Here is a 23,524-nt window from a genome sequence, read left to right on the forward strand (position 1 = left end):
TCCGCGGTCCGACGATTTTCGGCGCGGAGGAGTCGACATTGGTAGTCATGAACGAGCGACAGGAAATCGAGGCGGTGCGGGCCTCGGACACTGAACGGGAACGCATCGCGAAGCAGATCAGCGAGGCCACCGCCGAGGGGCGGCTCTCCATCACCGAGGCGGACGAGCGCCTCGAACGCGTCTACGCGGCCACCTTCCGGCACGAGCTGGCCGAGTTCGTGGCCGACCTGCCGCAGCGGCAGGCGCCGGCGCGTCCGCTCGAGCGCTTCCCCACCCGGCTCCGGTTGCACGCGGCGATCGCCGTTGTCGTCTCCGTGCTGCTCATCGCGCGCTGGGTCGCGATGGACGTGCCGTTCTTCTGGCCGGCCGGACCGATGCTCCTGCTGTGGGGCAGCTTCCTGGTGCACACGCGGGCCGTCCGGTTCGGCGGTGTGCGATGACGACCACGATCACCGGGTTGGCGGCCAGCGCGGTCGGCGTGACCAAGCGGTACGGCACCGGCGCGACCGCCGTGACCGCGCTCGACAACATCTCCGTCGACATCCGACGCGGCCGGTTCACCGCCATCATGGGGCCGTCCGGGTCCGGCAAGTCCACGCTCATGCACGCGCTGGCCGGTCTGGACACAGTGGACTCCGGCGAGGTGCGGGTCGGGGAGACGCAGTTGACCTCGTTGTCCGACAAGGGACTCGCCGACCTGCGCCGCAACCGGGTCGGGTTCGTCTTCCAGCAGTTCAACCTGCTGCCGACGCTGTCCGCCGAGGAGAACATCATGCTCCCGCTCGCGATCGCCAAGCGGCGGCCGGACCCGGCGTGGTTCGACCAGGTGGTGGGCGCGGTCGGGCTGGCGGACCGGCTGACACACCGGCCGAGCGAGCTGTCGGGCGGGCAGCAGCAGCGGGTGGCGTGCGCGCGTGCGTTGCTGCCGAAACCGGACGTGATCTTCGCGGACGAGCCGACCGGGAACCTCGACACCCGCTCGGGCGGGGAGATCCTGGCCTTCCTGCGCCGTTCCGTCGACGAGTTCCACCAGACCATCGTGATGGTGACGCACGACGCCAACGCCGCCGCGTACGCGGACCGGGTGATGTTCCTGCTGGACGGCGCGCTGGTGCACGAGATGGCGAACCCGGCGGCCGACGAGGTCCTGGACACCATGAAACGCCTGGGAGGTACGTGATGCTGAAGGCGACGCTGCGTGGCCTGCTGGCCCGCAAGCTGCGGCTCACGCTGGCCGGGCTCGCCGTGGTGCTCGGCGTCATGTCGGTCGCGGCGGCCATGGTCACCACGACCACGGTCAGCGGCGGGTTCGACGCGATCTTCGCGACCGCCACGTCCGGAGTGGACGTCTCGGTCGCCGGCAAGTCCGATGTGGACGAGCCGCGTGCCTTCACGACACCGGTGGCATCGAGCGTCGTCGACGAGCTGACCGGGATCCCCGGCGTGAAGTCCGCCGTCGGCGAGGTGTCGGTGGACGGTGCGCGGCCGATCGGCACGGACGGCAAGGTGATCGCCGTGTCCGGACCGCCACGCAGCGGGGTGGCCTGGCACGGCGAGACCGGCATGGTGCGGCTGTGGGACGGCCGCGGTCCGACGTCGGACGGCGAGGTCGCGATCAACGCCGGTCTCGCCGACCGGGGCGGTTTCCACGTCGGCGACACGATCGACGTGCTCACGCTCGCGCCCCGGCAGAGCTTCCGGATCGTCGGGATCTACGGGTTCAGCAACGGCCGTGGTTCGCTCGGCGGTGACACGCAGGTGGCGTTCACCGAACCGGTGGCGCAGCGGCTGATGCTCGGTCAGGTCGGCACGTTCAGCTCCGTGACCGTGACCGTGGACGGGATCTCGCGCACCGAGCTGCGGGACCGGGTCGCGAAGGCGCTGGGCGACGGCTACACGGTGCGAACCGGTGACGAGCTGGCGGCGGCCACGGCCGCGAACAGCAAGGCCTTCGGCGACATCGTGCGGATGATCCTGCTCGGGTTCTCCGGGCTCTCGCTGCTGGTCGGGATCTTCCTGATCCTCAACACGTTCTCGATCCTGGTCGCGCAGCGAACCGGTGAGCTGGCACTGCTGTCGGCACTCGGCGCGCGGCGGCGGCAGATCGTCGGCACAGTGCTGGTGGAGGCGTTGGTCGTCGGCACCGTCGCGTCGGCGGTCGGGCTCGGGCTCGGTATCGGGGTTTCCGCGCTGCTGACCATGGTGATGGAGGCGCAGAGCGGTGCGGAGCTGCCGGTCGGGCTGCTCGTTCCGGTGCCGGACATGGTGATCGCCTTCCTGATCGGGGTCGGGGTGACCGTGGTCGCGGCGCTCGCCCCCGCGGTCCGGGCATCCCGCGTGCCGCCGGTGACGGCCATGGTCGCGGCCAAGGCCGAACAACGGTCGCTGAAGAGGATCACCGTGCTCGGCGCCATCCCGGCCGTCGTCGGGATCGCCGGCGTGGTCGCGGCGGTGGTGACGGACCTCGGTTCGTTCCGCTGGGTGGCGCTGGCCGGCGGGGTCGTGCTCGGGCTCGCCGGGCTGGCGCTGCTGACACCCATTGCCAGCCGGACGCTTCTGCCGGTGCTCGGCCGGCTGCTGGGCTGGTCGGCGTCGAGCAAGCTGGGCAGGCGCAACGCGGCCCGCAACCCGAGGCGGACGGCGATCACGGTGGCCACGCTCGTCGTGACGCTCGGCCTGGTCGGCGGTGTCGGCGTGGTGGCGCAGTCCGTGCGCGCCGACCTGAGCGCCAACGCCACCCGAGGGCTCGGCGCCGACCTGGTGATCAGCGGCGACGGCGTGAGTGCGCGTGCCGACGGCCAGGGCGTCGGGCCGCCGACCGCGGCGGACGGGCGGATCATGCCGACGTTCGCGGCGTCGGTCATCGACGAGGCACGGCGGCTGCCCGGGGTTTCCGAGGCGGTGGCGCAGTACGTGGGCTCGGTGGACCTGCCGGGTGCGCCGCGTTCGCCTGCCGCGGCTGGCGACGTGCGGCGGCTGTCGCGGGTGCTGGACATCGGGAACGTCCGGCAGCCCGGCCGCGGCGAGGTCGTGGTGGACACGGAAACCCTGTCCGCGCAGCGGTTGCGGGTCGGCGGCACGGTGGAGATCACGACGCCGCGGGCCGGCACGCGGGAGTTCCGGATCGTCGGTACGTACCGGCCGAGCCCCATGATGCGTGGGCCGGTATTCGCGGTGGCCGACGCCACCGAGCTGTTCGTCACGCAGGCGCCGGCGTTGGGTTACGTGACACTCGACCCGGGCGCCGACGCGACGGCCGTCACGAGGGAAGTCGCCAAGCTGGTGGCCGACAACCCGGAGGTTTCCGTACAGGACCAGACGCAGCTGGCCGACGACGCCGCGAGCCAGATCGACATCGCCGAGACCATGCTGTATGTCCTGTTGGGACTGTCGGTGGTGATCGGCATCCTGGGGATCGTCAACACGATGGCACTGTCCATTCTGGAACGCACGCGGGAGCTGGGGCTGCTGCGGGCCATCGGAATGCGCCGGTCGCACATGGTGCGGATGGTGGTGGCGGAGTCGCTGGTGATGGCGGTGTTCGGTGCGCTGCTGGGCCTGGCGGCCGGCGGGGCGGCCGGCGCGGCCGCCGCACACGTGCTCGGCCTGTCGGCGGTGGTGATCCCGTGGACGTCGCTGGCCGTGTTCCTGGGCCTGGGTGTCGCCGCCGGCCTGCTGGCGGCCCTGATCCCGTCGACCAGGGCCGCCAGCGTCAACGTGCTAACCGCCATCGCGTACGAATGACACCTCGGGGTACTGAGTGGACGGTCGCGCCAACAATGGTTGCGGCCGTCCACGCAGGTGCCGGTCGAAGAAGGCACTGACATACCGGCGGGTGATCTCGACGGAACGGGTGCCCGGCAGGGAGCTGCCGAGGTCGACGCCGATCTGCTGGCCCAGCATGTCGTAGTCGGCGAAGGACGCGTGCACCGCGCCGGCCATCTGGAGCCGGAGCCGCCATCCGGTCAGGCGTTGCCAGTCCCGGTCCCACGTCGGCTCGTCGACCTTCTGGCTGAAGAACAGGAACGGTCGCGACAGTCCGCTTTCCGATAGTGGCTTGAACATCGTGCCGTCCAGGTTGACGCCGGCCAACACCCTCGGGTCCGTGACCATGGTCTCGCCGACACTCGCGCCGCCGAGGGACATGCCCGCCATTCCGATGCGGGACCGGTCGATCAGCGCACTGCGCCGGGTGAGCTGATCGAGCACAAAGGACACGTCACGTGCCCGGCTTTCCACCGCCAGCGTGCCGAAGTCCTCGACGTCCAGCGTGCACGCGGCGCACGTGGTGACCCGTCCGTCCGGGAAGGTCGTGGCGAAGTTCTCATAGGTGTGGTCGATGCCGGCCACCACATAGCCCCGGCTCGCCAGTTCCTCGGCGAGCGCGGTGAGCGAGCTGCGGGGCCAGGTGAAGCCGGGCGAGAGCACCACGAGGGGTCGCTTGCCTCCCGCCGGAACCACGTCGGTGTAGGAGTTGGTCCTGGTCCTGCTCAGCACGTCCGGCGGCACGTCGGTGACGCCTGAGCCCTGCAGGACCAGCTCCGACTCCTTGGGCGTCATGTACTGCGCCCGGCGCGTGCCTTGGGTCTTCGCCGGGTACCACAGGGAAACCATGAGTTCGCGGGGTCCCGCCTCGGGTACCCAGGGGTCCGGGCGGTCGACGTCTGTCAGGTGCAGGGACGTGGTGCCGACGGGGTGTGGGCCGGTTGGTTTGGGTAGGAACGGCGTGTCCGACGGATCCGCTGCCGCGGTCGGGACAGTGGCTCCGACGGCGATCAGTCCGGCCAGGACAGCCAGGCGTTTGCGATATGGCATGAACTCATCCTCGAAAGCCCGGCCGGTTCCGGCATCGGTCCGAAGAAGGGTTCGCCTCGCCACAACCGTACTTTTGACCGATCGGCTGGTGGGTCGAGGTTTCGTAGCCTACGTACCGTGAACATTCGAGACGGCGGGCTTGGCCTCCGGCCCCCGGTTCCACGTTACGGCAGGGCACCGACAGTTTCGGCTGGTCGGCCGGGTGCCTGTGGACAGCTGTGGCTTGTCGTCGTGTTCGTCGTGGTACTCGCGCTCCAGGCGTGGGCGATCGCCAGTACCTGGGGCGCCGGCTACTGGGTGTTTGGCGCTGCCGCCGCGACGGTGGTGTGCGTGCTCGCTCTGCTGCGTCGTGTGTGGGCGGCCGGTGTCGCGCTCGCCGTCGTGGCCGCCGCGATCGTGGTCGCCGAAATCGCCGACCTACCCAGCGAACCGAGCCCCGCGATGGCTTTGGGGCTGGCCGTCACCGTCGGGTCCGTGATCCGGGTGCGTCCGGTGCTGCCGGCCGCGGTCGTCACGGCGGGTGGGTTCGCCGTGGTCGCCACCAGCTGGCTTGTCTCGCCCGCCCAGGTCCGGACCGTGGCGGTACTGAACGCCCTGTGCTGGCTCGCGGCGATCGCCGCCGGTCTTGGGTTGCGGCTGCTCGACGTCCGCCGCCAGGAGTTTGCCGAGAACGTCCGCCGCGCCGAACGGCTGGCACTGGCGAGGGAACTGCATGACGTCGTCGCCCACCACGTCACCGGCATCGTGCTCCACGCCCAGGTCGTTCGGCGCCGGCATGCCGACCAGCTGGACGAGTCCATGGCCGGCATCGAGACCGCCAGCTCCGAGGCACTGGCCGCGATGCGCCGAGTCGTCGGACTGCTGCGTGACACCGACGACGCGGCACCCGCCACGGCCGGGCCCGAGCAGCTCAGCGACCTGGTCAGCCGCTTCGAAGGCCCGGCGGTCCAGTTGCGACTGCCCGACGGCGAACCGGCATGGCCCGGCGAGGTGACGACCACCGTGTACCGGATCGTCCAGGAGTCGCTGACCAACATCGCCCGCCACGCCCCGCAGGCGCGGTCGGTCACGGTCAGCGTGTCGCAGGACCACGCCGCCGTCACCGTCGAGGTCACCAACGACGGGCTCCCGGCCCGGCACCACCGCGGCGGGTACGGGCTGGTCGGCATGCGGGAACGGGTCGAGGCACTGGGTGGCACGCTGCGTGCCGGGCCCCGCTCCGGCGCGGGCTGGTCGGTGCACGCCACCATCCCCGTGGAGATCCGATGATCAGTGTTCTGCTGGCCGACGACCAGGCCATGGTCCGCAGTGGACTGCGGCTTCTGCTGTCCGACGAGCCCGACATCACCGTGGTGGCGGAGGCCGCCGACGGCGTGGAGGCGGTCGAGAAGGCCCGGCGCCTGCGGCCGGACGTGTGCCTCGTGGACATCCGGATGCCGCGCCTCGACGGCATCGAGGTCACCCGTGCCCTGGCCGGCCCGGGCGTCCCCGACCCGCTGCGAGTCGTCGTGGTGACCACGTTCGACCTGGATGAGTACGTGTACGGCGCACTGCGTGGCGGAGCGGTCGGCTTCGTCCTCAAGGACGCCGGCCCCGCCCTGCTCGCCGAGGCCGTCCGAGCGGCGAACGTCGGCGACGCGCTCGTGTCACCGTCACTCACGTTGCGGCTGCTCCGTCACCTCACGCGCGACGGACCGGCCGTCGCGCAACCACTGTCCAAACGGGAGACCGAGGTCGTCCGCGCCATCGCCAGAGGCCGCACGAACCAGGAGATCGCCGCCGAACTGTTCATCTCACTGAGCACGGTCAAGACCCACGTCTCCGGCATCCAGGCCAAGCTCGGCACCCGCAACCGAGTCGGGATCGCCGCCTGGGCCTGGGAAAACCGCATCATCGAAGGCCCGTGAACACGAGAACTCGGACGCCGAGCGAGGCTACCGCCTGGGCGTGGCACGGGCTTCACAGGCCACCGGCGCTGTCTCGAAAGACGCTTTCGGGTCGTTGAACGTCATCAGCGCGTCTTTCGAGACATCGGCTGAACGTCCCGCTGAGCGCTGTGAGGCAGCGGGCGTCAGGTCACTCGCCGCGCCACTGGTCGCGGTATCGGCGGTCCTCCTCCGCCTGTGCGTCGGCGTCGCGGGCTTGGCGGGTGGCGGACGCGTGTCGAGGTGGGAAGCCGTACCTGACGAGGCGGGCGTCCACGCTCTCCATGGCGTTGGCGACCGTGAAGCGGAGGGCCACGAGCACGCCCAGCAGGATCGAGCCGAGGGCGATAGGCCATGAGCCGCCGGCGAGGACGAGCACGGTCAGAAGCACGGCGAAGATCGGCGTCAGCCAGACGAGTGTGCGCAGCAGGACGCGGGCCAGCCAGGTCCGGCATGTCGCGTCGTGCAGGATCCACTCCCGGTAGCGGTTCGGGAGGCGGCCGCCGTACTGGAAGTACAGCCACAGCAACGGGTTCGGGCGTTTCACAGTTCGACTTCCGTGCAGCAGCGGACGAAGTCCTGGACCACCGGGTTCTCGTCGTCGGCCGGGGACCACGCCACGCCGACCTGGGTGGGCCGCACGCCGGTGACCGGGCGGTACGTGACGCCGGGGCGGGCGTAGAAGCGGGCGGCGGACTCCGGGGCGAGTGCGACGCCGTAGCCGTTGGCGATCGCGCTCAGCCAGTCGTCCGGTTGTTCGGTGACGGCGCCGATGCGGACCGGGTGGCCTCCGCGCTCGTCGGCGGCCAGCCAGAAGTCGCGCCACGCCCCGGTTTCGGCCGGGGCGGCGACGAACGGCTCGTCCCACAGCGCCGCGAACGGGATCTCGGCGCGGGTGGCCAGCGGGTGCCCGTCGGGTAGCGCCACCCAGCGCGGCTCGGTCAGCAGCACCGTCACCCGCAGGGTTTCCTGGCCGGGGAACGGCAGGCGCAGCAGGGCCGCGTCGACCTCGCCGTCGGGCAGACCCGCGGTCGGGTTGGCCCACGAGGTCTGTCGCATCTCGACCCGCCAACCCGGTCGACGACGGGTGAACGCGGCGATGATCTCCGGGGTGGCCTCGTTGGCGGCGCTCGCGATGAACCCGACACGCAGCACGCGGGCCGCGCGGGCGGCGCTGTTCCTCGTCTCCCGCAGCACCCCGTCCCAGCTCGCGAGGAGAGCGGGCACGCGGGCGGCCAGGGTCTCGCCCGGCTCGGTGAGGGCCATGCCTTCCCGGGACCTCGTGAACAACCGCACGCCCAGCTGGGACTCGAGCTGCCGCACCTGCTTGGTCAGCGCCGGCTGGGAGACGAACAGCCGCCGCGCCGCGCGGGTCAGGTTCCCCTCCTCGGCCACCACGGCGAAGTACCGGAGCAGCCGGGTGTCGACGTCCATGCCATCAGGTTATAGACGCAGGTATTGGACGTCCCAGCGGCGTGCTGTTGGGGTCTGTGGGGTGTACATCGTCATCACCGTGATCACCATCCTGATGAACCTGTGGGCAGCCGGCGCCGACTTCACCCGGGCCCGGTTCGTCCGCGCCAACGCGAGCGAGCTGAACCTGCGAGAGTCGTGGATCACCCCGCTCGGGGTGCTCAAGGCGGCCGGGGCGGTTGGGCTCCTCTGTGGACTGCTGGGCGTGCCACTGGTCGGCGACGCCGCCGCGGTCGGGCTCGTCCTGTTCTTCGCCGGCGCCCTGTTCGTGCACGTGCGGGCCAGGGTGTTCCACAACATCGCCGCCCCGGCCGCCTTCTTCGTGATGGCAGTCGCTTGTCTCGTGATGGCAGTCGGAACATGAGATCGTGGCTGGCATGCGCTTCGACACTCTCGCGGTACACGGCGGTGAGCGGGTGCCCGGGCCGGAGGGCTCGGTCGTGTTCCCGATCTTCCAGGGCACGGTGTTCACCAGCGAGCCCGGCGAGTCCTACCACGACATCAAGTACCACCGGCTGAACTCCACGCCGTCGCAGGTGTACCTGCACGACAAGCTCGCCGCGCTGGAGGGTGCCGAGGCCGCGGTCGCCACGTCGTCCGGCATGGCCGCGGTGACCACGATCCTGCACACGCTGCTCGGCGCCGGTGACCACCTGCTGGTCAGCGACGTGCTCTACGGCGGCACGCACGACTTCGTGACGGCGCACGCGGCCCGGCTCGGCTGGGAGTACTCGGTCATCGACCCGCAGGCGCCGGACAGCTGGGAGGTTCGCCAGAACACCAGGGCGATCCTGGTCGAGACGATCACCAACCCGCTGTTGCGGGTGGGGCGGCTGCGGGACGTCGTGTCGTTCGCCCGCACGAACGGGATCGTCAGCGTGATCGACAACACCTTCGCGTCACCGGTCAACTTCCGGCCGCTCGTCGCCGGGTTCGACCTGGTGTTCAACAGCGCGACCAAGTACCTGAACGGCCACTCGGACGTCGTGGCCGGTTCGGTCGCGGGGTCGACGGCCCTGGTCGAGAAGGTCCGCCACACGCTCAACCTGTACGGCGGCACCCTCGACCCGCACGCCGGCTACCTGCTGGCCCGCAGCCTGAAGACACTCGGTGTGCGGGTCCGGCAGCAGAACGCCAACGCGCTCGCACTGGCCGAGTTCCTCGTCGGCTCGTCGAAGGTGGGGGCGGTGAACTACCCGGGGCTGCCCGGCCACCCGGACCACGAGCACGCGAGCGAACTGCTGAACGGGTTCGGCGGCATGCTGAGCTTCCGGCTGGCCGGCGGCGCCGAGGCGGCGGAGGTGTTCCTGTCCGCGCTGACGCTGCCGGCCGTGGCGCCGAGCCTCGGCGGGGTGGACACGCTGATCACCCGCCCGGCCTTCACCTCGCACGCGGGCATGTCCGCAGAAGACCGTGCCGCGGCCGGCATCACCGACGACCTCATCCGCTTGTCCGTCGGCATCGAGGACGTGGAAGACCTGATCGCGGACTTCGCCACGGCGCTGGACAAGGTGTGAGCTAACCGGCGTTTCCGGTTTCCCACACCCACGCCGCGATCGCCACGCGGTTGCGGGCGCCGGTCTTGCGCTGGATGTTCGCGAGGTGGGTCTTGACCGTGCCGGGCGTGACGAACAGCTCGGCGGCGATCTCGGCGTTGGTCCTGGCCCGCGCGACGAGCCGGGCCACCGCCAGCTCGCGTTCGGTCAGCACGTCGCCGTCGGGGGCCTGCTGCCGGGTGAGGTGGTTCAGCAACCGCACGGTCAGCTGCGGGCTGACCAGCATGTCCCCGGCGGCGGCTGCTCGCACGCCCTCGATCAGCAGCGCCGGGCCGGACCGCTTCAGCACGAAACCGCATGCCCCGTTGCGCAGCGCCGCGTACACGTACTCGTCCAGCTCGAACGTCGTGATCACCACGACCCGCATCGGGTCGGCGACGCCTGGGCCGGCGAGCTCACGGGTGACGGCGAGTCCGTCGCGGCGGGGCATGCGGATGTCCGCCAGCACGACGTCGGGGCGCAGCAGTCTCGCCAGCTCCACGGCGGCGATCCCGTCCGCCGCCTCACCGACCACCCGCACGTCCGGCGCGGACTCGAGGATGCGCCGCAGGTTGTGCCGCACCATCTCCTGGTCGTCGGCCACCAGTACCCGGATCATGCCGGCACCGCCCCCGCTCCGCTGCGCCGGAACGCTCCGCAAGCTCCGCTCACGCCGGCACCACCGCCCGTACCGTCCAGCCGTGTCGCGTCGCCGGGCCGGCCGTCAATGTGCCGTCCAGCGCGCCCACCCATTCCGCCAGGCCCGCGAGGCCCGTGCCGCCGCGGCGGCCGCGCTTCGGTGGTCGGCCGCCGCCCTCGTTGGTCACCTCGACCACCATGTCCGTGTCGGTGTGCGTCACCCTGACCAGCACCTCCGACGCGTTCGGCGCGTGGCGGCGCACGTTCGTGAGCGACTCGACCACCACCCGGTGCACGGTCGCCACGATCTCGGGTCGAGGGGTGTCCAGGTCGGCTATCTCGCAGGTAACCGTGGCGGTGCTGGTCTCCGCGAAACGCGCCACGACCTCGTTCACCTCCCCGATCGTCACGGCGTGGTCCGCCGGTTCGTCGGTGGCCGACCGCAGCAACCGCAACGCCCGGTCCATCGCCGCGAGGCCTCTGGTGCCGGCCTCCTCGATCTGGCCGAGGGTTCGCACCGCGTCCGACTCGTCGAGCTGACCGGCCTGCGCGGCGAGGACGATCCCGGTCATCTCGTGTGCGAGCCAGTCGTGCAGGTCCCACGCCAGCCGCACCCGCTGCTCACGGCGCGCGGCGGCGACCGACCGGGCCCGCTCCTTGTCGAGCCACCGCAGGTAGGCGCCGACCCCGACGGCGGCCGCGGCCAGCAGTGTCCACACGGCACAGACGCCGGCCACCTCGCCCTCCGGCGCCGGAGGCGTGAGCCACAGCCCGAGCCGCAGCGGTGACACGCCGACCGCGGCGACCCCGAACACGGCCAGGGTCACCGAGGAACGGCGTGCCACCTGCACGAGCACGCACAGCTGTGCGACGGTCTCCAGCAGCAGCCATGTCGCGGCGGTGTTGTCGCCCGGTCCGGGATAGACCGCGGTGACCAGGGCGGACACACCGAACGCGACGAGCGCCCTGGGGAACGGCGACCACCGGAAGCCGAGCGCGGCCACCGCGGCGACCACCGTCGAGAACACCAACACAGGCAGCGGCATCACTCGCACAACGCGGTGTCGACCGCGTCGAGCACCACCTTCGACTGTGCCGGGGTGGCCGGGGAGGTGGTGATCACAATGCTCACCTGGCGGCCGTCGGTCGTGGCGCCCGCCCTGGTCGAGTAACCGAGCCCGCTGCCACTGTGCGACCAGTACTCGCCACCGCACGACAGCGGCACCCGGATCAGGCCGAGCCCGTAGCCGGCGCCGGGGATCAGGTCCGTCGGCACCGTCGTGCGCATCTCGGCCAGCTGCGCGGGCGGCAGCAGCCTGCCGGCCAGCAGCGCGCCGAGGAACGTGTTCAGGTCGCCGAGAGTGGACACCGCCTCGCCGCCCGCCCACACCAGCGACGGGTTGAACGTGGTGACGTCGATGCGGCGGCCGGTGTCGCTGATCCGGTCCTCGTCGTCGAGGTGCGCGTAACCGCGGGCGTGCCGGCCGGGGACCGCCGGATTGTTGCCGGGCAGCACGGTGTTCGTCATGCCGAGCGGCTCGAGGATCCGGTTCTCCACCTCGGTGGCGTACGGGCGGCCGGTGATCTTCTCGACGAGCATCCCGGCGACCAGGTAGTTGGTGGTCGAGTAGTGGAACCCGCCCGGGAGCGGGGGCTGTGCGGGCACACCGGCGATCAACGCTTCCGGGGTGTGCCGGTCGAACCGGTGACGGTAGTAGCCGCCGGGGTCGTCGAGCACCGGGGCGCCGAAGTCCGGCAGGCCGCTCGTGTGCTGGAGCAGCTGGCGCACGGTCACCTGCCGGCCGGCCAGCAGACCGGGCAGGTACCGCTCGACCGGTGCGTCCAGCTCGACCCGCCGCTCGGCCACCAGCTGCAGGACGACCGTCGCCACGAACGCCTTGGTGTTACTGAAGACCCGCACCCGGTCAGTGGCCGACATCGGCCGGCCGGGCTCCGCCGATCCGCTCTGGAACTGGGCAACACCACGGAAGTCGCGGATCTCCGCGGCCGCGCCCGGCACGTTCTCCACGCTGGTGAGGCGCTCGACGGCCCCGGCCAGACCGGCATGCACGCTCGGGCACGTCATGTCCGCCGACAGTACGCCACGCACGAGGAAGTCCGTGCCGAGCTGTCGCACGCATGCGTTGCCGTCGAACAGGTAGGCACCGTGCCCACCCCGCTCGACGCCGACGAGCCGGGCGCGGTCGCCGTACTGCCGGCGCAGCGCGGTCGCCGCGCCGTACGTGGTCGCGGGATCGCGCAGGTTGTTGACCAGCAGGATGTTCTGCCGTCCGCGCGGGTTCGCGGTGACCGGCCGGTCGATCGGGTCGCTCGCCCAGAACGCGCACGGCATGATCGCGGCACCCGCGCCACCGGTCAGCGGATAGCGGCGGGCGTCGACCGCGGCTGGTGCCGCATATGCACCGGGATCACGGGGGAACGTGCCGTCCGCGCAGAACACACCCAGCTCGGCGGACGCGTCGTTGTCGTCGTCGTACCAGACCCGCAGCTCGTTCCCCACCTCCGCGGCGGCCGCGGCGTCCCGGTCGCGGACGGCGGTCATCATCCTGGCCACGAGCGGGAACGCCTCGTCCTGGTACAGGCCCGCGAACAACGTGATCCGCAGGTGGGTGCCGGTCAGTGTGCCGCTCGGCGTGACGAGCGGGTCCCGGTCGAGGCCGCGTACGAGGTCGAGGAACGTCCGCTCCGCCTCGTCCCGCTCCTGGCCGAGGAAGGCGGCGAAGTCCGCGAACCGCACGGCGACGCCGGTGGTCATGCCCTCACGGAAGGTGCCGCGCCACGCGGCGGCCGGGTTGACGTTGCTGTCGAGCAGCATGCGCTTGACCCGGCCGGGGAACATGGCGTCATAGGCCGTGCCCAGGTAGGTGCCGTAGGAGACGCCGAAGTAGGTGATCCGCTGCTCGCCGAGCGCGGCCCGGATCCGGTCCATGTCACGGGCGACGTTGGCGGTGCCGAGGAACGGCATCAGCTCCTGGCCGGCACATTTCCCGGCGATGGTCCTGGCCCGGTCCCGCATCGCGGGTTCGCCGCCGGGCAGCGGCCAGGCGAACGTGAACTGCTCCTCAGGAGACAGTCCACATCGGACCGGTGCGCTGGCCCCGAACCCGCGTTGGTCGAAGCTCACGACGTCGTAGGCGTCGAGCACGGCCTTGGGCAGCTGTTCGTGCACGGAGGCGGTGTCGGCCAGGTGCGGACCAGGCCCGCCCTGGTTCATGATCAGCGTGCCCCGCCGCAGGTCCGGCCGGGTACTGCGGAGCCGGGACACGTGGATGTCGATCTGTCGCCCGTCCGGGTTCCGGTAGTCGACCGGCACGGCGACGGTCGCGCACTCAGCCGGTCCCTCGAACGGGCAGTCCTCCCAGATGGGGCTCGCGGCCGCGGCGGGTGCGGTGAGCAGTGCGGCGACACCCGCCACGACCGCGAGCACGGTCAGTGTTGTTCGCATGCCTTCGAGGCTGCTTTGCCCGGCCGGCACACACCATCTGCCGTTCGGCAGAGATCGCTACGAGGACACCGTCGCCCGCTCACGCTTGCTCAGCAGCCGGTCGTCCGCCGACAGCTTCGACGGCACGTACGGCAGCTCGGTCGTGGTCATGGCCGTGCCACGCAGGGCCTTGGCCCACACCCGCATCGCGTCGAGCAGGACCACGATCACGAGCGCGAAGACGGCCGCCGACGACGTGCGGACCTCCCCCGACGCCTACCGGCAGGTCCGGTCCCGCTGGCGCCGACGGGAGCGGCGCCGTCGCCTGGTCGTCGCGCTGCTCGCCACCGGCGTGATCGTCGCGGCCAACGGCATCGCACTGTGGACACTCAACGACGCCACCCCTGACCAGCACATCATCTTCACCGAACCGGTCGCGCCATAGCGCGGCTGGTCGCCCTCACACCCCCCGTGCGAAGGCGACCAGCAAGATCACTTCACGCAGCCGCCATCGCCGTCCGGGCGTACGTGTGGCTCCATGACGTCCGTCGTGCCCTTGTAGGCGTACGGGTCGACGCCGGCCACCATGACGATGTCGCGATGGTCGAGCAGGGCCATGGGTTCCTTCGCCGTCGGGGGGAACCAGGGCAGGAGTGACTCGGCGCTCATGTAGTGGTTGACCAGTGCCCGGCGGAAGCTGTTGCTCTTGTTGGGCAGCGAGCGGTGCAGCAGGTAGCCGTTGAAGATCACGGCCGCGCCGGCGGGTACCTCGACCGGGACCGCGTCCTCGTCGGGGAAGCCGAAGGCCTCCTTGGTGCAGTCGAAGCGTGGGTCGTCCTGGTCGCGGGTCGGGAACAGGATGCCGGTGCGGTGGGAGCCGGGCAGTACCCACAGGCAGCCGTTGTCCACAGTGGCGTCGTCCAGCGCGAGCCATGCGGCGGTGAGGGAGCGGTCGCGGGTCGGGATGTGGGCCTCGTCCTGGTGCCACGCCTGGCCCGGCTTGCCCTCGGCCTTGATGAACAGCATCGACTGCATCATCTTGACGTTGGGCCCGATGACCTCGGTGAGCACCTTGACGACGTCCGGGTGCGCGCCGACCTCCCGCATGAGCGCGGACATCTTGTGCGGGAAGTGGATGCAGAGGAAGTCGCGGATGTCGTCGCTGCCCATGCCACGACAGATGCCGGCGGTTTCCTCGTGGATCTGCTCGATGAGCGCCGGGTCCAGCACGTCGGGGACCACGACGTAGCCGTCACGTGTGTACATGTCACCCATGGTCAGCGGCGTTGCCTTGTGGTGGAATGCTCATACCGTCCCTCGACTTGTCTGTTTGTGCACATGCAGCGTCCTGCCACCGCCGTCTACCCGCCCGGCGCGCACCTGGTGGAACGGGTGATCGACGACTACGAGCTGGTGTGGCTGCTGCACGGCCAGGCGACGCTGGTGTGCTCGTCACCCGTGGGGCTGTCGCCGGGACAGCTGCTGCTGATCCCGCCAGGCCTGCCACACGCCATCGACTGGGACCCGCGCAGGACCGCGCGTCACGGCTACGTCCACTTCGAACAGTCGGACGTGTCGACCCGGCTGCCCGACTCGGTGCTGGTGGTCCCGATGAGCGGCGCCGACCCGCTCGCCAGCCTGTGCGCGTACCTCGTGCACCTCGGCTCGACGGGCCCCATCGCACTGGCCACACTGGACTATCTCGTCCGGCTGATGCTGACCGCGCCGGAGCCACCGCCCGTACCCGCACCGATCGCCGCGGCCGTCGAGCACCTGCGCCGCTCGTGGTCCCGCCTGCCGATGCCCCGGATCGGCGTCGCGGAGCTGGCCGCCGCGGCCCACGTCTCCCGCGGCTACCTGAACCGCCTGTTCCGGGCGACGTTCGACGTTGGCGCGGCGGAGGCGTTGGAGTGTCTCCGGTTCGCCCGGGCAGAGCCACTCCTGACACGAACGGACCTGTCCGTGGCTGCGGTGGCCGCGCAATGCGGGTTCGCCGACCTGAGCCACTTCTCGCACCGCTTCACCGCACGGTACGGGGTACCGCCGAGCCGGTACGCAGGGCAGACGTCCGTAATCGAACACCCGGGCGTAAGCAAATTGTATCGGCTTGTACACTGAGTGACATCGCGCAACGCGACCTTCGCAACCGGTCCAAAGAGATCATGGACGCGGTCCAGCACGGGGAGTCCTTCACGGTGACCAGGGACGGCCACCGGATCGGGGCGCTGGTCCCGCTTCAGGGTCGCCGTAGATTCGTCGGCCGGCAGGAGTTCGCCGCCGCGTCGCGCCGCGCCCCGCCATCGACGTGGCGGCGTTCCGTGTCAACCAGGACGCGACGGCGGAGCACGAGACGACCAGCCGGTATGACGACCGGTGAGCGGCAAGCGCAGGGGTTGCTCGACACCAACATCGTGATCCTGCGTGGGCGCATCGACCCGGAAGACCTGCCGGACGAGATGGCCATCAGCGCGATCACGCTGGCTGAGCTGTCCGCCAGGCCGCACCAGGTGCGGAGCGACGCCGACTACGACGAGCATCTCGAACGCGCCCGGCGGCTGGAGATCCTGCAACGGGTCGAGAGCGAGTTCGACCCCCTCCCGTTCGACGCCGAGGCGGCCCGCGTCTACGGGCGGGTAGCCGCGGCCGTCGTCGGCGCCGGCCGTAAGCCGCGCAGTCGACTCGCCGACCTGATGATCGCCGCCATCGCGATCGCCGAGGACCTGCCGCTGTTCACGACGAACCCGAAGGACTTCGCCGGTCTGGACCAGGTGTTGACGGTCGTGCCAGTGGCGGTCAGCGTAGGCGCTCGCCAACGCGGGTGATGGCCGTCTCTACCGCTGCCACGCGGTCCGCGAGCAGGCCTACCGCGCCCACCGCACGCACCATCGGGTCGTCCTCCGCGCCGCCGAGTGCCTTGTCCCGCAGATAGGCCGCCTTCACCGTGGCCCAGCGAGTCTCCTGCTCCGGAGACAGGCGGCCGCGAAGTTCCGCCAGTTTCAGCAGGTTGGCCTCCGCGCCCGAGGTCAGCGTCTGCGCCTCACCCAGGTAGTGGTCGTCGATCAGCGCTTCCAGTTCGGCGTCGTTCATGGCCGGGACGATCCGTTCCGCGAGCTTGTTCATGTTGCGGTACGAGCCCTGCAGCAGGAACGGTGGTTCGGTCCGGGACGAGTCCGCCTGTGCCGCCGAAGCGATGTATGCCTGGTTGTTCGCCAGCACGACCTCCTGCACCCGCAACAGCTTGTGCAGCACGGAGGTGATCTGGTCCAGCTCCACCGAGGAGTACGGGTGGGACAGTTGGTCCGAGCGGGCCTCCTCACCACGAGCCAGCCGGATCAGGAGTTCCAGGTCCGTACGATCCCGTGTGGACAGTGGAGCCAGCACCTGGTTCGACGTCAGCGAGTTCTCGACGTAGCTCAGCGCGAACTCGTCCTCGCGGCCGGACAGGACGTCGCCGAGGTTCCACACGTCGGCGCGGTTGGCCAGCATGTCCGGGATGCGGAAACGCTTTCCCTGCTCGGTGTACGGGTTGCCGGCCATGCACACCGCGAACCGCTTGCCCCGCAGGTCGTAGGTCCTGGTCCGGCCGTCCCACACGCCTTCCATCCGCCGCTGCGCGTCGCACAAGGAGATGAACTTCTGCAGCAGTTCCGGCGACGTGTGCTGGATGTCGTCCAGGTACAGCAACACGTTGTTGCCCATCTCCAGGGCGAAGGAGATCTTCTCGACCTCCTGCCGCGCCGTGGCGTTGGGTGCGTCCGCCGGGTCGAGCGACGTCACGTCATGGCCCAGCGCGGGGCCGTTCACCTTCACGAACACCAGCCCGAGGCGGTTCGCCACGTACTCCATCAGCGTCGTCTTGCCGTAGCCCGGCGGAGAGATGAGCAGCAGCAGACCCATCTGGTCGGTCCGCTTCCCGTCGCCCGTCGCCCCGAGCTGCTTGGCCAGGTTGTCGCCGATCAACGGCAGGTAGACCTCGTCCAGCAACTGGTTGCGCACGAACGCGCTCATCACCTTCGGGGCGAACTCGGAAAGCCGCAGCCGGGCACGTTCGCGGACCAGCAGGTCGTTGCGTTGCTGCTGGTAGGCCCGGAACGCCGGCACCCGCTCGAGCCGGAACGTCCTGGTCCTCGTCAGGACCTCGTCCAGCCGTATGGTCATGCGACGGTCGGCGACGCGTGGGTGCGCCCCCAGCAGACCCTCCACAGTGGTCGACACCGCCGCCGACGACTCGTGCCTCGGCAGTTCGCACAGCAGCAGGGCCACGGCCTCCGGCAGGTCAACCGGGTCCGTCTCCGGCACCGTGGTGGCGAAGGCGGCGAGCCAGGCATGCACGAGCTGGTGCCGCGCGACGACGTCGTCCCCGAGCGCACGCAGGTCGGCGTCCAGGTCCGCGGCACCCGGCGTGCGGTGGAACCGCTCGACCAGCGTCCGCGCCGCCGCGCTCGTGACGAACCCGAACGGGGCTGCGGCCAGTTCCTCGACCAGGTACTCGGCAGCCAGGCCCGGATCGTGGGCCGCGGCGAGCGGGAAGGCACACATCGCGTCCGCCAACTCCGCGCAGAGCTCGTCGAGCGCGGCGACCGGGCCGAACGCGTTCCTGGCCCGGACCAGCGAACCGGCTCTGGTGGACCACACCTTGCGCACCCGCTCGTCGGTGCCGAAAGCCCAGAACAGCTGGGCCCCGGCACGTGCGGCGGGCGGGTAGCGCAGCAGGCCCGCGCCCGCTGACAGGCGAAGCAGCTCGGTGAGGATCAGCGTCGCGTCGTGGTCGTGCACCCCGCGCTCGTAACCCTCGTCGTAGCGGGACTCCGCGGCCCGGCGCACGAGGTCGGCCAGCTCGGCGCCCGCCGGGACACCGTCGGCCAGTACGCACGCGGCGAGGTGCTCGGCCCGATAGACGTCGGGGGTCTCGGAGACCAGCAGCTGGTCCCAGAACGGTTTCGTCGCCTGGAACTCCGGGTCCCGCACCGGGGTGCGGAAGTCGGTGCCGGTGACGGCCAACGCCATCGCGCCGTCCTTCGGGACCAGCGTCAGGTCGATGGCCTGCGTGTTCACCGCGAACCGGTGCCGGCCGAGGCGAACGGTCTCGCCGCCTGTGTTGTCGTCTCTGTCGAACAGGTCGGTGCGGTCCCGCAGTGAGCGGCCGGCTTCCTGGCGGGCCGCTTTCAGCCTGCCGTCCAGCTCCTCGGCCCGCACCGCGTCGTCCAGCGCCCGCAGGTCGTCAGCGACCGACCGTACCTTCGCGACCATGGGGTCGGACGCGAAGTACGTGTTGATCTCGTCCACAGAGGACAGGCCGGCGACACGGCGGTTGATGCTCGTCAGGATCCGCTCGGCGGAGGAGACGAGCCGGTCGGCCTTGCGTGCCTGCTCGTCGACCAGCGCCTGCTTGCGAGACGAGAACGCCTCGTAGACGTCGGTGCGCTTGGCGGTCAGCTCGCCGAGGAAGTCGTCGAACTCGCTGAACCGGGACTCCAGGTTCTCCAGCTGCAGCAACAACCGGCCCAGCTGTTCGTCGCACTTGCGTGGTGTGTCGGCGACCGCCAGCGCGCCCGTGATCGACTGCCCGAGCAGCGCGAACTCGGCGGCGAACGCGGCCCGGCCCTCGGTGGCGAGCAGCTCGCGCCGCCGTCCGTCCACAGTGGCGCGTGCGCGGTTGACCCCGCCCAGCACCTCGCCGATCCGTTCCAGGATCTTCGTGCGCACGGTCGCGTCGGCGATGTCGAGGGAGCCGACGACCTCGGTGACCGTCTCCAGTCCTGTTGCCTGCTCGGCGAGACGCTCGCCGAGCGGTCCGGCTTCGGCGACCGTCCTGATGGCGCCGGCCTCGGTGACGAGCGCCTCGACCGTCTCGTGGTAGGCGGCGAACGCGTCCTCGCCACGCAGGAACTCGACGGCCCGCTTGGCGGCACTGTCCAGTTCGGACCTGAGGGTGCCGGCCAGCTCGTCGATCCTTGCCCTGTCCACGTACCGCAGCTCACGCAGCGTCTCGAGATGCCCCTGGGCACGGCGGAGCGACGCGAGCTGGTCGACCCACTCGGCCGCGGACTTCGGGGCCTCGCCCCGGACCCGCCGCACGAGCGACGCGATGTCCTCGCCCGTCTTCCCCAGCTCGGCCGCCGCCGAGTCGGTGAGCGCCTTGACGTTCTCGAACTCGGCCAGCACCTGCTCGGCCGTGGCGCGGAGGTCGGTGAGCGCGCCGCGCAGGTCCCCGAGCTCCTGCTCGCCGAGCCAGTGGTAGCTGTCGAACGCCCGCGCGCACGCCGCGATCAGGCCCTCGAACACGGCCGTGGACGGCGCCATCTCCTCGACCATCCTGGTCACCGAGAGGCAGTCCGAGATGCCACGCACGAGGTCCGCGTTGCCGACCCGCTCCAGCGGTCCGGTGCCGACCGGCTGGGCGGCCGCGAACGAGTCCGACACGTACGGCGTCTGCCACACCTGCATCGGGTGCACACGTGTCGGTTCCTCCGACGTGGCGCGGAACGCGACCAGCGTGCCGTCCTCGAACAGCGAGTAACCGTGGCAGGGCAGCGGGTTCGCGACCTCCTTGCGGATCACGTTGTAGGGCAACAGAAGCGTGCGTCCCTCGCGGCGGGCGTGGAAGACGTACAGCACGTCCTCGCCGTTGGGGGACCGGATGACCCGCTCGAACTCCAGGTCGTCGGTCTGGGTGTCGAACGTGCGGGACACGCCGGTCGCGAGGTAGTAGCCGCCGGGAAAGATGATCCCGTGGTCCTCGGGCAGCCGCTGGCAGGCCTGCCCGATGCCGTCCAGCCGCACGACCGTCTTCGTGCGGGTGTTGAAGACCAGGTACCGCCAGACCTTCTCTTTGTACGGCAGGATCTTCAGCAGGATCAGCGGCCCGACGCGGGCGTACCGGACGTCCGCGTCGGCGAGGCTCTGCAACGGTTCGTCCACCGGCTCGCGGTAGATGCCCTCGCCGACCTCTGTGTTGTTCTCGATCTTGACGGTGAGGTCGCCGCCGACCGTCTCGATGAACAGCTCGTTCTCGATGGAGATGTGTGGGTAGCGGCCGAGGACGTGGTCGTCCCGTGTGGTCTCGGTCCACTCGAAGTCGTGCGAGGGCGGGAACACGTGGTCGCGCTCGCCCGCGTTGTCCACGTAGGACAACGTGCCGTCCGCGCCGACCGTCCAGCGCAACACCTTGATGTCCTCGGTGCGCGGGCCGGTCTGGAACACCGCGAGCAGCTTGCCCTCCACCGGCCGCAGCTGCAACAGCCGCGTCTCCCGGTAGTACCGGTACAGCTCGGTGAAGTCCCGCCGGAAACGCTCGTCGCCCAGCAGTTCCGGGCGTTCCGCGGTGGCGTCGGCGAACCGGAACGCGTCGCCGTCGCGGGTGAACCGGTGCAGCGAGAACACGTCGGCCACGGTCGTCTCGGGCTTGAGCCCGATAAACACGTTGTAGCCGAACAGCATCAGGCCACTCGCGCCACCGTCACTGTCCGGGATGGACACGACGTCACGCGGCACGCAGTTGTTCTCGGTGCGGATCCGCTCGCTGCCGAGGAGCCGCAGCTCGGTGCCGCCGAACACGTCGAGCCGGCGGCCGTTGAGGGTCTCGGCCCGCCGAGCCAGCTCCTTGGCCTGGTCGGCGAGCCGCTGCCGCAACACCTCGTACGTGCGGGCGTCGAGCCCGGGGGCACCTTCCCGCTCCGGCGCGGAAACCGTCGTCGTCACGGCTTGGGCGTGATGACGGCCGGCGAGTCAGGAACCCGTTCGACGACCGGGATGCCGCTCAACATCTCCTGGATGCGGGAGGCCTGCGGGCCACCGTCCTTCATCATCTTCATCAGCATCGCCGACATCGACAGGTTCTTCACGTCGTCGGTGCCCAGCGAGGACAGGATCTGCTTGACGTCGTCGGCGAGGTTCGCGTCCCCGTTGAGGTACGGGCCGGCCAGGCTCTTCGCGACGTCGGAGTTGTCCACGAACCCGTCGATGCTCTTGCCCAGCGTGATCGAGCCCATGAGCTTGTCGAAGAACATGCTGTCGCCGCCGACGATGTCGATGTCCGCGTTCTCCAGTCCCTTCGCGAGCACCGTGGCCTGCGCCTCGGCGACGTCGCGCTGCGCCTGGATGCCGGCGAGGCGCAGTTCCTTCTCCTGCTCCAGCCGCAGCCGGAACTCCTCGTGCCCACGGGATGCCTCGTCCAGCGCGGCGAGCGCGGCGGCCTTCTCGGTGAGACCCTCGGCCTCGCCCTTCAGCTTGGCCTCGAGCGCGGTCGCGTCGGCGAGCGCCTTCTCGCGGATCGCGACGGCCTCGGCGCGGCCTTCCTTCTCGATGATGTCGGCGGCTCGCTCACGCACCTGTACCTCGGCAAGGCCTTGCGCGGCCGCCTCCGCCTGGATGCCTTCCGCGAGGCGGATCTTGGCGCGGGCGTCAAGATCCGCGGCCTGTTGCCGCGACTCGGCGAGCACGAGCTCCTCGCGGGCCCGGTGTTTGGCGGCGGCCTCCGCGGCCTCGGCGGCCTTGATGTCCTTGACCAGGTTCTCCTGCGCCTCGGCCTCCGCCTTGATCACAATGGACTGACGGAGCCGCTCGGCCTCCTCGACCGCACGCAGGCGCTTGATGTTCTCCTCCTGCTCGGCGACCGTCTTGTCGACGGCCACCCGCTCGCGGACGACCTCGGCGACCGAACGCTTCTCGACCTCGACCTCCTTGTCCTTGGAGGCGTTGGCGAGCGCGATCTCCCGCTCCCGGGCCACGACCTCCAGCTGGCGGTCCTTCTCGATGCGCTCGGTCTCGATCGCGATGACCCGCTCGCGGTTCTTCTCGGCGACGGCGACCTCACGGGCCCGGTTCTGGTCCTGGATGCCGAGCTGCTCGTCGGTGCGCAGCATGGCCGCCTGCGCCTTGAGCCGCTCCTCGGCCTGGACCTTCTGGGTCTCGGCTTCCTCGCGGGCCTTCATGGTCTCGATCTCGCGGCGCTGCCGGTTCTCCGCGTCCGCCTGCCGGCGCTCCAGCTCGAGGATCGCCTCGCGGGCGTCCACGTTCTGCTTGGTGATCTCCTTCTCCTCGTTGCGCTGGAACTCGTTGGTCCGCACGTGCTCGATCGCCGTCAGCTCGGTGATCTTGCGGATGCCCTGCGCGTCAAGGATGTTGCTGGCGTCGAGCTGCGCCATCGGAGTCTGCTCGAGGTAGTCGATGGCGGCGTCCTCGAGGCTGTAGCCGTTGAGGTCGGTGCCGATGACCTGGAGGATCCGGTCCCGGAACTCGTTGCGCTTGGTGTAGAGGTCGACGAAGTCGAGGTGCTTGCCGACGGTCTTGAGCGCCTCGGAGAACTTGGCGTCGAACAGCTCACGCAGCGTCCCCTGGTCGCTGGCGCGCTCGGTGCCGATGGCCTGCGCGACCTTGATGACGTCCTCGCTGGTCTTGTTGACCCGCACGAAGAACGTGATCCGGATGTCGGCGCGGATGTTGTCCTGGCAGATCAGGCCTTCCTGGCCGACCCGTTCCAGTTGGATCGTCTTGACGGAGATGTCCATGGTCTCCGCCTTGTGCAGCACCGGGAGCACGACCGCGCCGGTGAACGTGACGTTGACGTTGCGGACCTTGTTGATGATCAGCGCCTTGCCCTGCTCCACCTTGCGGTACAGGCGGCTGACCGCGATCAGGAGGATCAGCAGTACCGCGAGCGCCACACCGCCCGCGATGAGAATTGCTTCCAT

Annotated in this window: 19 protein-coding genes; 10 read left to right on the plus strand and 9 right to left on the minus strand. The window is 70.3% G+C overall.

The features are described from left to right. Positions 1–47: 47 nt before the first annotated feature. The 3 genes from VF106_RS30790 to VF106_RS30800 are packed head-to-tail and all read left to right on the plus strand — an operon-like array spanning position 48 to position 3,744. Positions 48–440: a DUF1707 SHOCT-like domain-containing protein gene (locus VF106_RS30790; protein ID WP_330843375.1), complete on the plus strand. Its 393-nt coding sequence runs from the start codon at positions 48–50 to the stop codon at positions 438–440. Further along, entirely contained in the window at positions 437–1,180 is a 744-nt protein-coding gene (locus tag VF106_RS30795) for an ABC transporter ATP-binding protein (protein ID WP_330843376.1), read from the plus strand. Before VF106_RS30790 ends, VF106_RS30795 begins: the two co-directional genes overlap by 4 nt. Next, positions 1,180–3,744: an ABC transporter permease gene (locus VF106_RS30800; protein ID WP_330843377.1), complete on the plus strand. Its 2,565-nt coding sequence runs from the start codon at positions 1,180–1,182 to the stop codon at positions 3,742–3,744. Before VF106_RS30795 ends, VF106_RS30800 begins: the two co-directional genes overlap by 1 nt. Here VF106_RS30800 and VF106_RS30805 read toward each other — a convergent pair. Further along, complete coding sequence (locus tag VF106_RS30805; RefSeq protein WP_330843378.1) at positions 3,721–4,815, minus strand: alpha/beta hydrolase family protein; 1,095 nt, start codon at positions 4,813–4,815, stop codon at positions 3,721–3,723. The genes VF106_RS30800 and VF106_RS30805 overlap by 24 nt on opposite strands. Positions 4,816–5,046: 231 nt before the next feature. On the opposite strand from VF106_RS30805, the gene VF106_RS30810 reads away from it, so the two are divergent. Continuing rightward, positions 5,047–6,084, plus strand: coding sequence for a sensor histidine kinase (locus VF106_RS30810; RefSeq protein WP_330843379.1), 1,038 nt, complete (start codon positions 5,047–5,049; stop codon positions 6,082–6,084). Further along, positions 6,081–6,722, plus strand: coding sequence for a response regulator (locus VF106_RS30815; protein ID WP_330843380.1), 642 nt, complete (start codon positions 6,081–6,083; stop codon positions 6,720–6,722). The genes VF106_RS30810 and VF106_RS30815 overlap by 4 nt, the downstream gene beginning before the upstream one ends. A gap of 169 nt (positions 6,723–6,891) precedes the next feature. On the opposite strand, the gene VF106_RS30820 is transcribed toward VF106_RS30815, so the two are convergent. Both VF106_RS30820 and VF106_RS30825 read right to left on the minus strand, forming a co-directional pair. Then, positions 6,892–7,287 carry a DUF5313 family protein gene (locus VF106_RS30820; RefSeq protein ID WP_330843381.1) on the minus strand — a complete coding sequence of 132 codons (396 nt, stop codon included), beginning with the start codon at positions 7,285–7,287 and terminating at the stop codon, positions 6,892–6,894. Next, positions 7,284–8,174, minus strand: coding sequence for a LysR family transcriptional regulator (locus VF106_RS30825; RefSeq protein ID WP_330843382.1), 891 nt, complete (start codon positions 8,172–8,174; stop codon positions 7,284–7,286). The genes VF106_RS30820 and VF106_RS30825 overlap by 4 nt, the downstream gene beginning before the upstream one ends. A gap of 79 nt (positions 8,175–8,253) precedes the next feature. Here VF106_RS30825 and VF106_RS30830 point away from each other — a divergent pair, with 79 nt between their 5' ends. Next, positions 8,254–8,577, plus strand: a complete 324-nt coding sequence (locus VF106_RS30830) for a DoxX family protein (protein WP_330843383.1) — start codon at positions 8,254–8,256, stop codon at positions 8,575–8,577. 13 nt (positions 8,578–8,590) lie between these two features. After that, positions 8,591–9,730: a trans-sulfuration enzyme family protein gene (locus VF106_RS30835; protein ID WP_330843384.1), complete on the plus strand. Its 1,140-nt coding sequence runs from the start codon at positions 8,591–8,593 to the stop codon at positions 9,728–9,730. A gap of 1 nt (position 9,731) precedes the next feature. On the opposite strand, the gene VF106_RS30840 is transcribed toward VF106_RS30835, so the two are convergent. From VF106_RS30840 to VF106_RS30850, 3 genes are read right to left on the minus strand one after another with little or no spacing between them, the layout of a single operon-like run. Then, positions 9,732–10,367: a response regulator gene (locus VF106_RS30840; protein ID WP_330843385.1), complete on the minus strand. Its 636-nt coding sequence runs from the start codon at positions 10,365–10,367 to the stop codon at positions 9,732–9,734. Between the two features lie 49 nt (positions 10,368–10,416). After that, positions 10,417–11,433, minus strand: a complete 1,017-nt coding sequence (locus tag VF106_RS30845; RefSeq protein WP_330843386.1) for a sensor histidine kinase — start codon at positions 11,431–11,433, stop codon at positions 10,417–10,419. After that, complete coding sequence (locus VF106_RS30850) at positions 11,433–13,853, minus strand: alpha/beta fold hydrolase (protein ID WP_330843387.1); 2,421 nt, start codon at positions 13,851–13,853, stop codon at positions 11,433–11,435. The genes VF106_RS30845 and VF106_RS30850 overlap by 1 nt, the downstream gene beginning before the upstream one ends. Here VF106_RS30850 and VF106_RS30855 point away from each other — a divergent pair. Continuing rightward, positions 13,852–14,277, plus strand: coding sequence for a hypothetical protein (locus tag VF106_RS30855; RefSeq protein ID WP_330843388.1), 426 nt, complete (start codon positions 13,852–13,854; stop codon positions 14,275–14,277). The two genes, VF106_RS30850 and VF106_RS30855, sit on opposite strands and share 2 nt — an antisense overlap. Positions 14,278–14,324: 47 nt before the next feature. Here VF106_RS30855 and VF106_RS30860 read toward each other — a convergent pair whose 3' ends face one another. Further along, entirely contained in the window at positions 14,325–15,098 is a 774-nt protein-coding gene (locus VF106_RS30860; protein WP_330843389.1) for a phytanoyl-CoA dioxygenase family protein, read from the minus strand. Between the two features lie 72 nt (positions 15,099–15,170). Here VF106_RS30860 and VF106_RS30865 point away from each other — a divergent pair, with 72 nt between their 5' ends. Further along, positions 15,171–15,950, plus strand: a complete 780-nt coding sequence (locus tag VF106_RS30865) for a helix-turn-helix domain-containing protein (RefSeq protein ID WP_330843390.1) — start codon at positions 15,171–15,173, stop codon at positions 15,948–15,950. Positions 15,951–15,994: 44 nt separating this feature from the next. Next, positions 15,995–16,654, plus strand: coding sequence for a type II toxin-antitoxin system VapC family toxin (locus tag VF106_RS30870; protein ID WP_414639102.1), 660 nt, complete (start codon positions 15,995–15,997; stop codon positions 16,652–16,654). Here the strand turns inward: VF106_RS30870 and VF106_RS30875 are convergent. Both VF106_RS30875 and VF106_RS30880 read right to left on the minus strand, forming a co-directional pair. Then, positions 16,626–21,533: a DNA repair ATPase gene (locus tag VF106_RS30875; protein ID WP_330843391.1), complete on the minus strand. Its 4,908-nt coding sequence runs from the start codon at positions 21,531–21,533 to the stop codon at positions 16,626–16,628. The genes VF106_RS30870 and VF106_RS30875 overlap by 29 nt on opposite strands. Next, positions 21,530–23,524 (minus strand): flotillin family protein, encoded by a 1,995-nt coding sequence (locus VF106_RS30880; RefSeq protein WP_330843392.1) that lies wholly within the window; start codon positions 23,522–23,524, stop codon positions 21,530–21,532. The genes VF106_RS30875 and VF106_RS30880 overlap by 4 nt, the downstream gene beginning before the upstream one ends.

The sequence above is a fragment of the Actinophytocola sp. genome (assembly GCF_036378875.1).
Classification (GTDB): Bacteria; Actinomycetota; Actinomycetes; order Mycobacteriales; family Pseudonocardiaceae; genus Actinophytocola.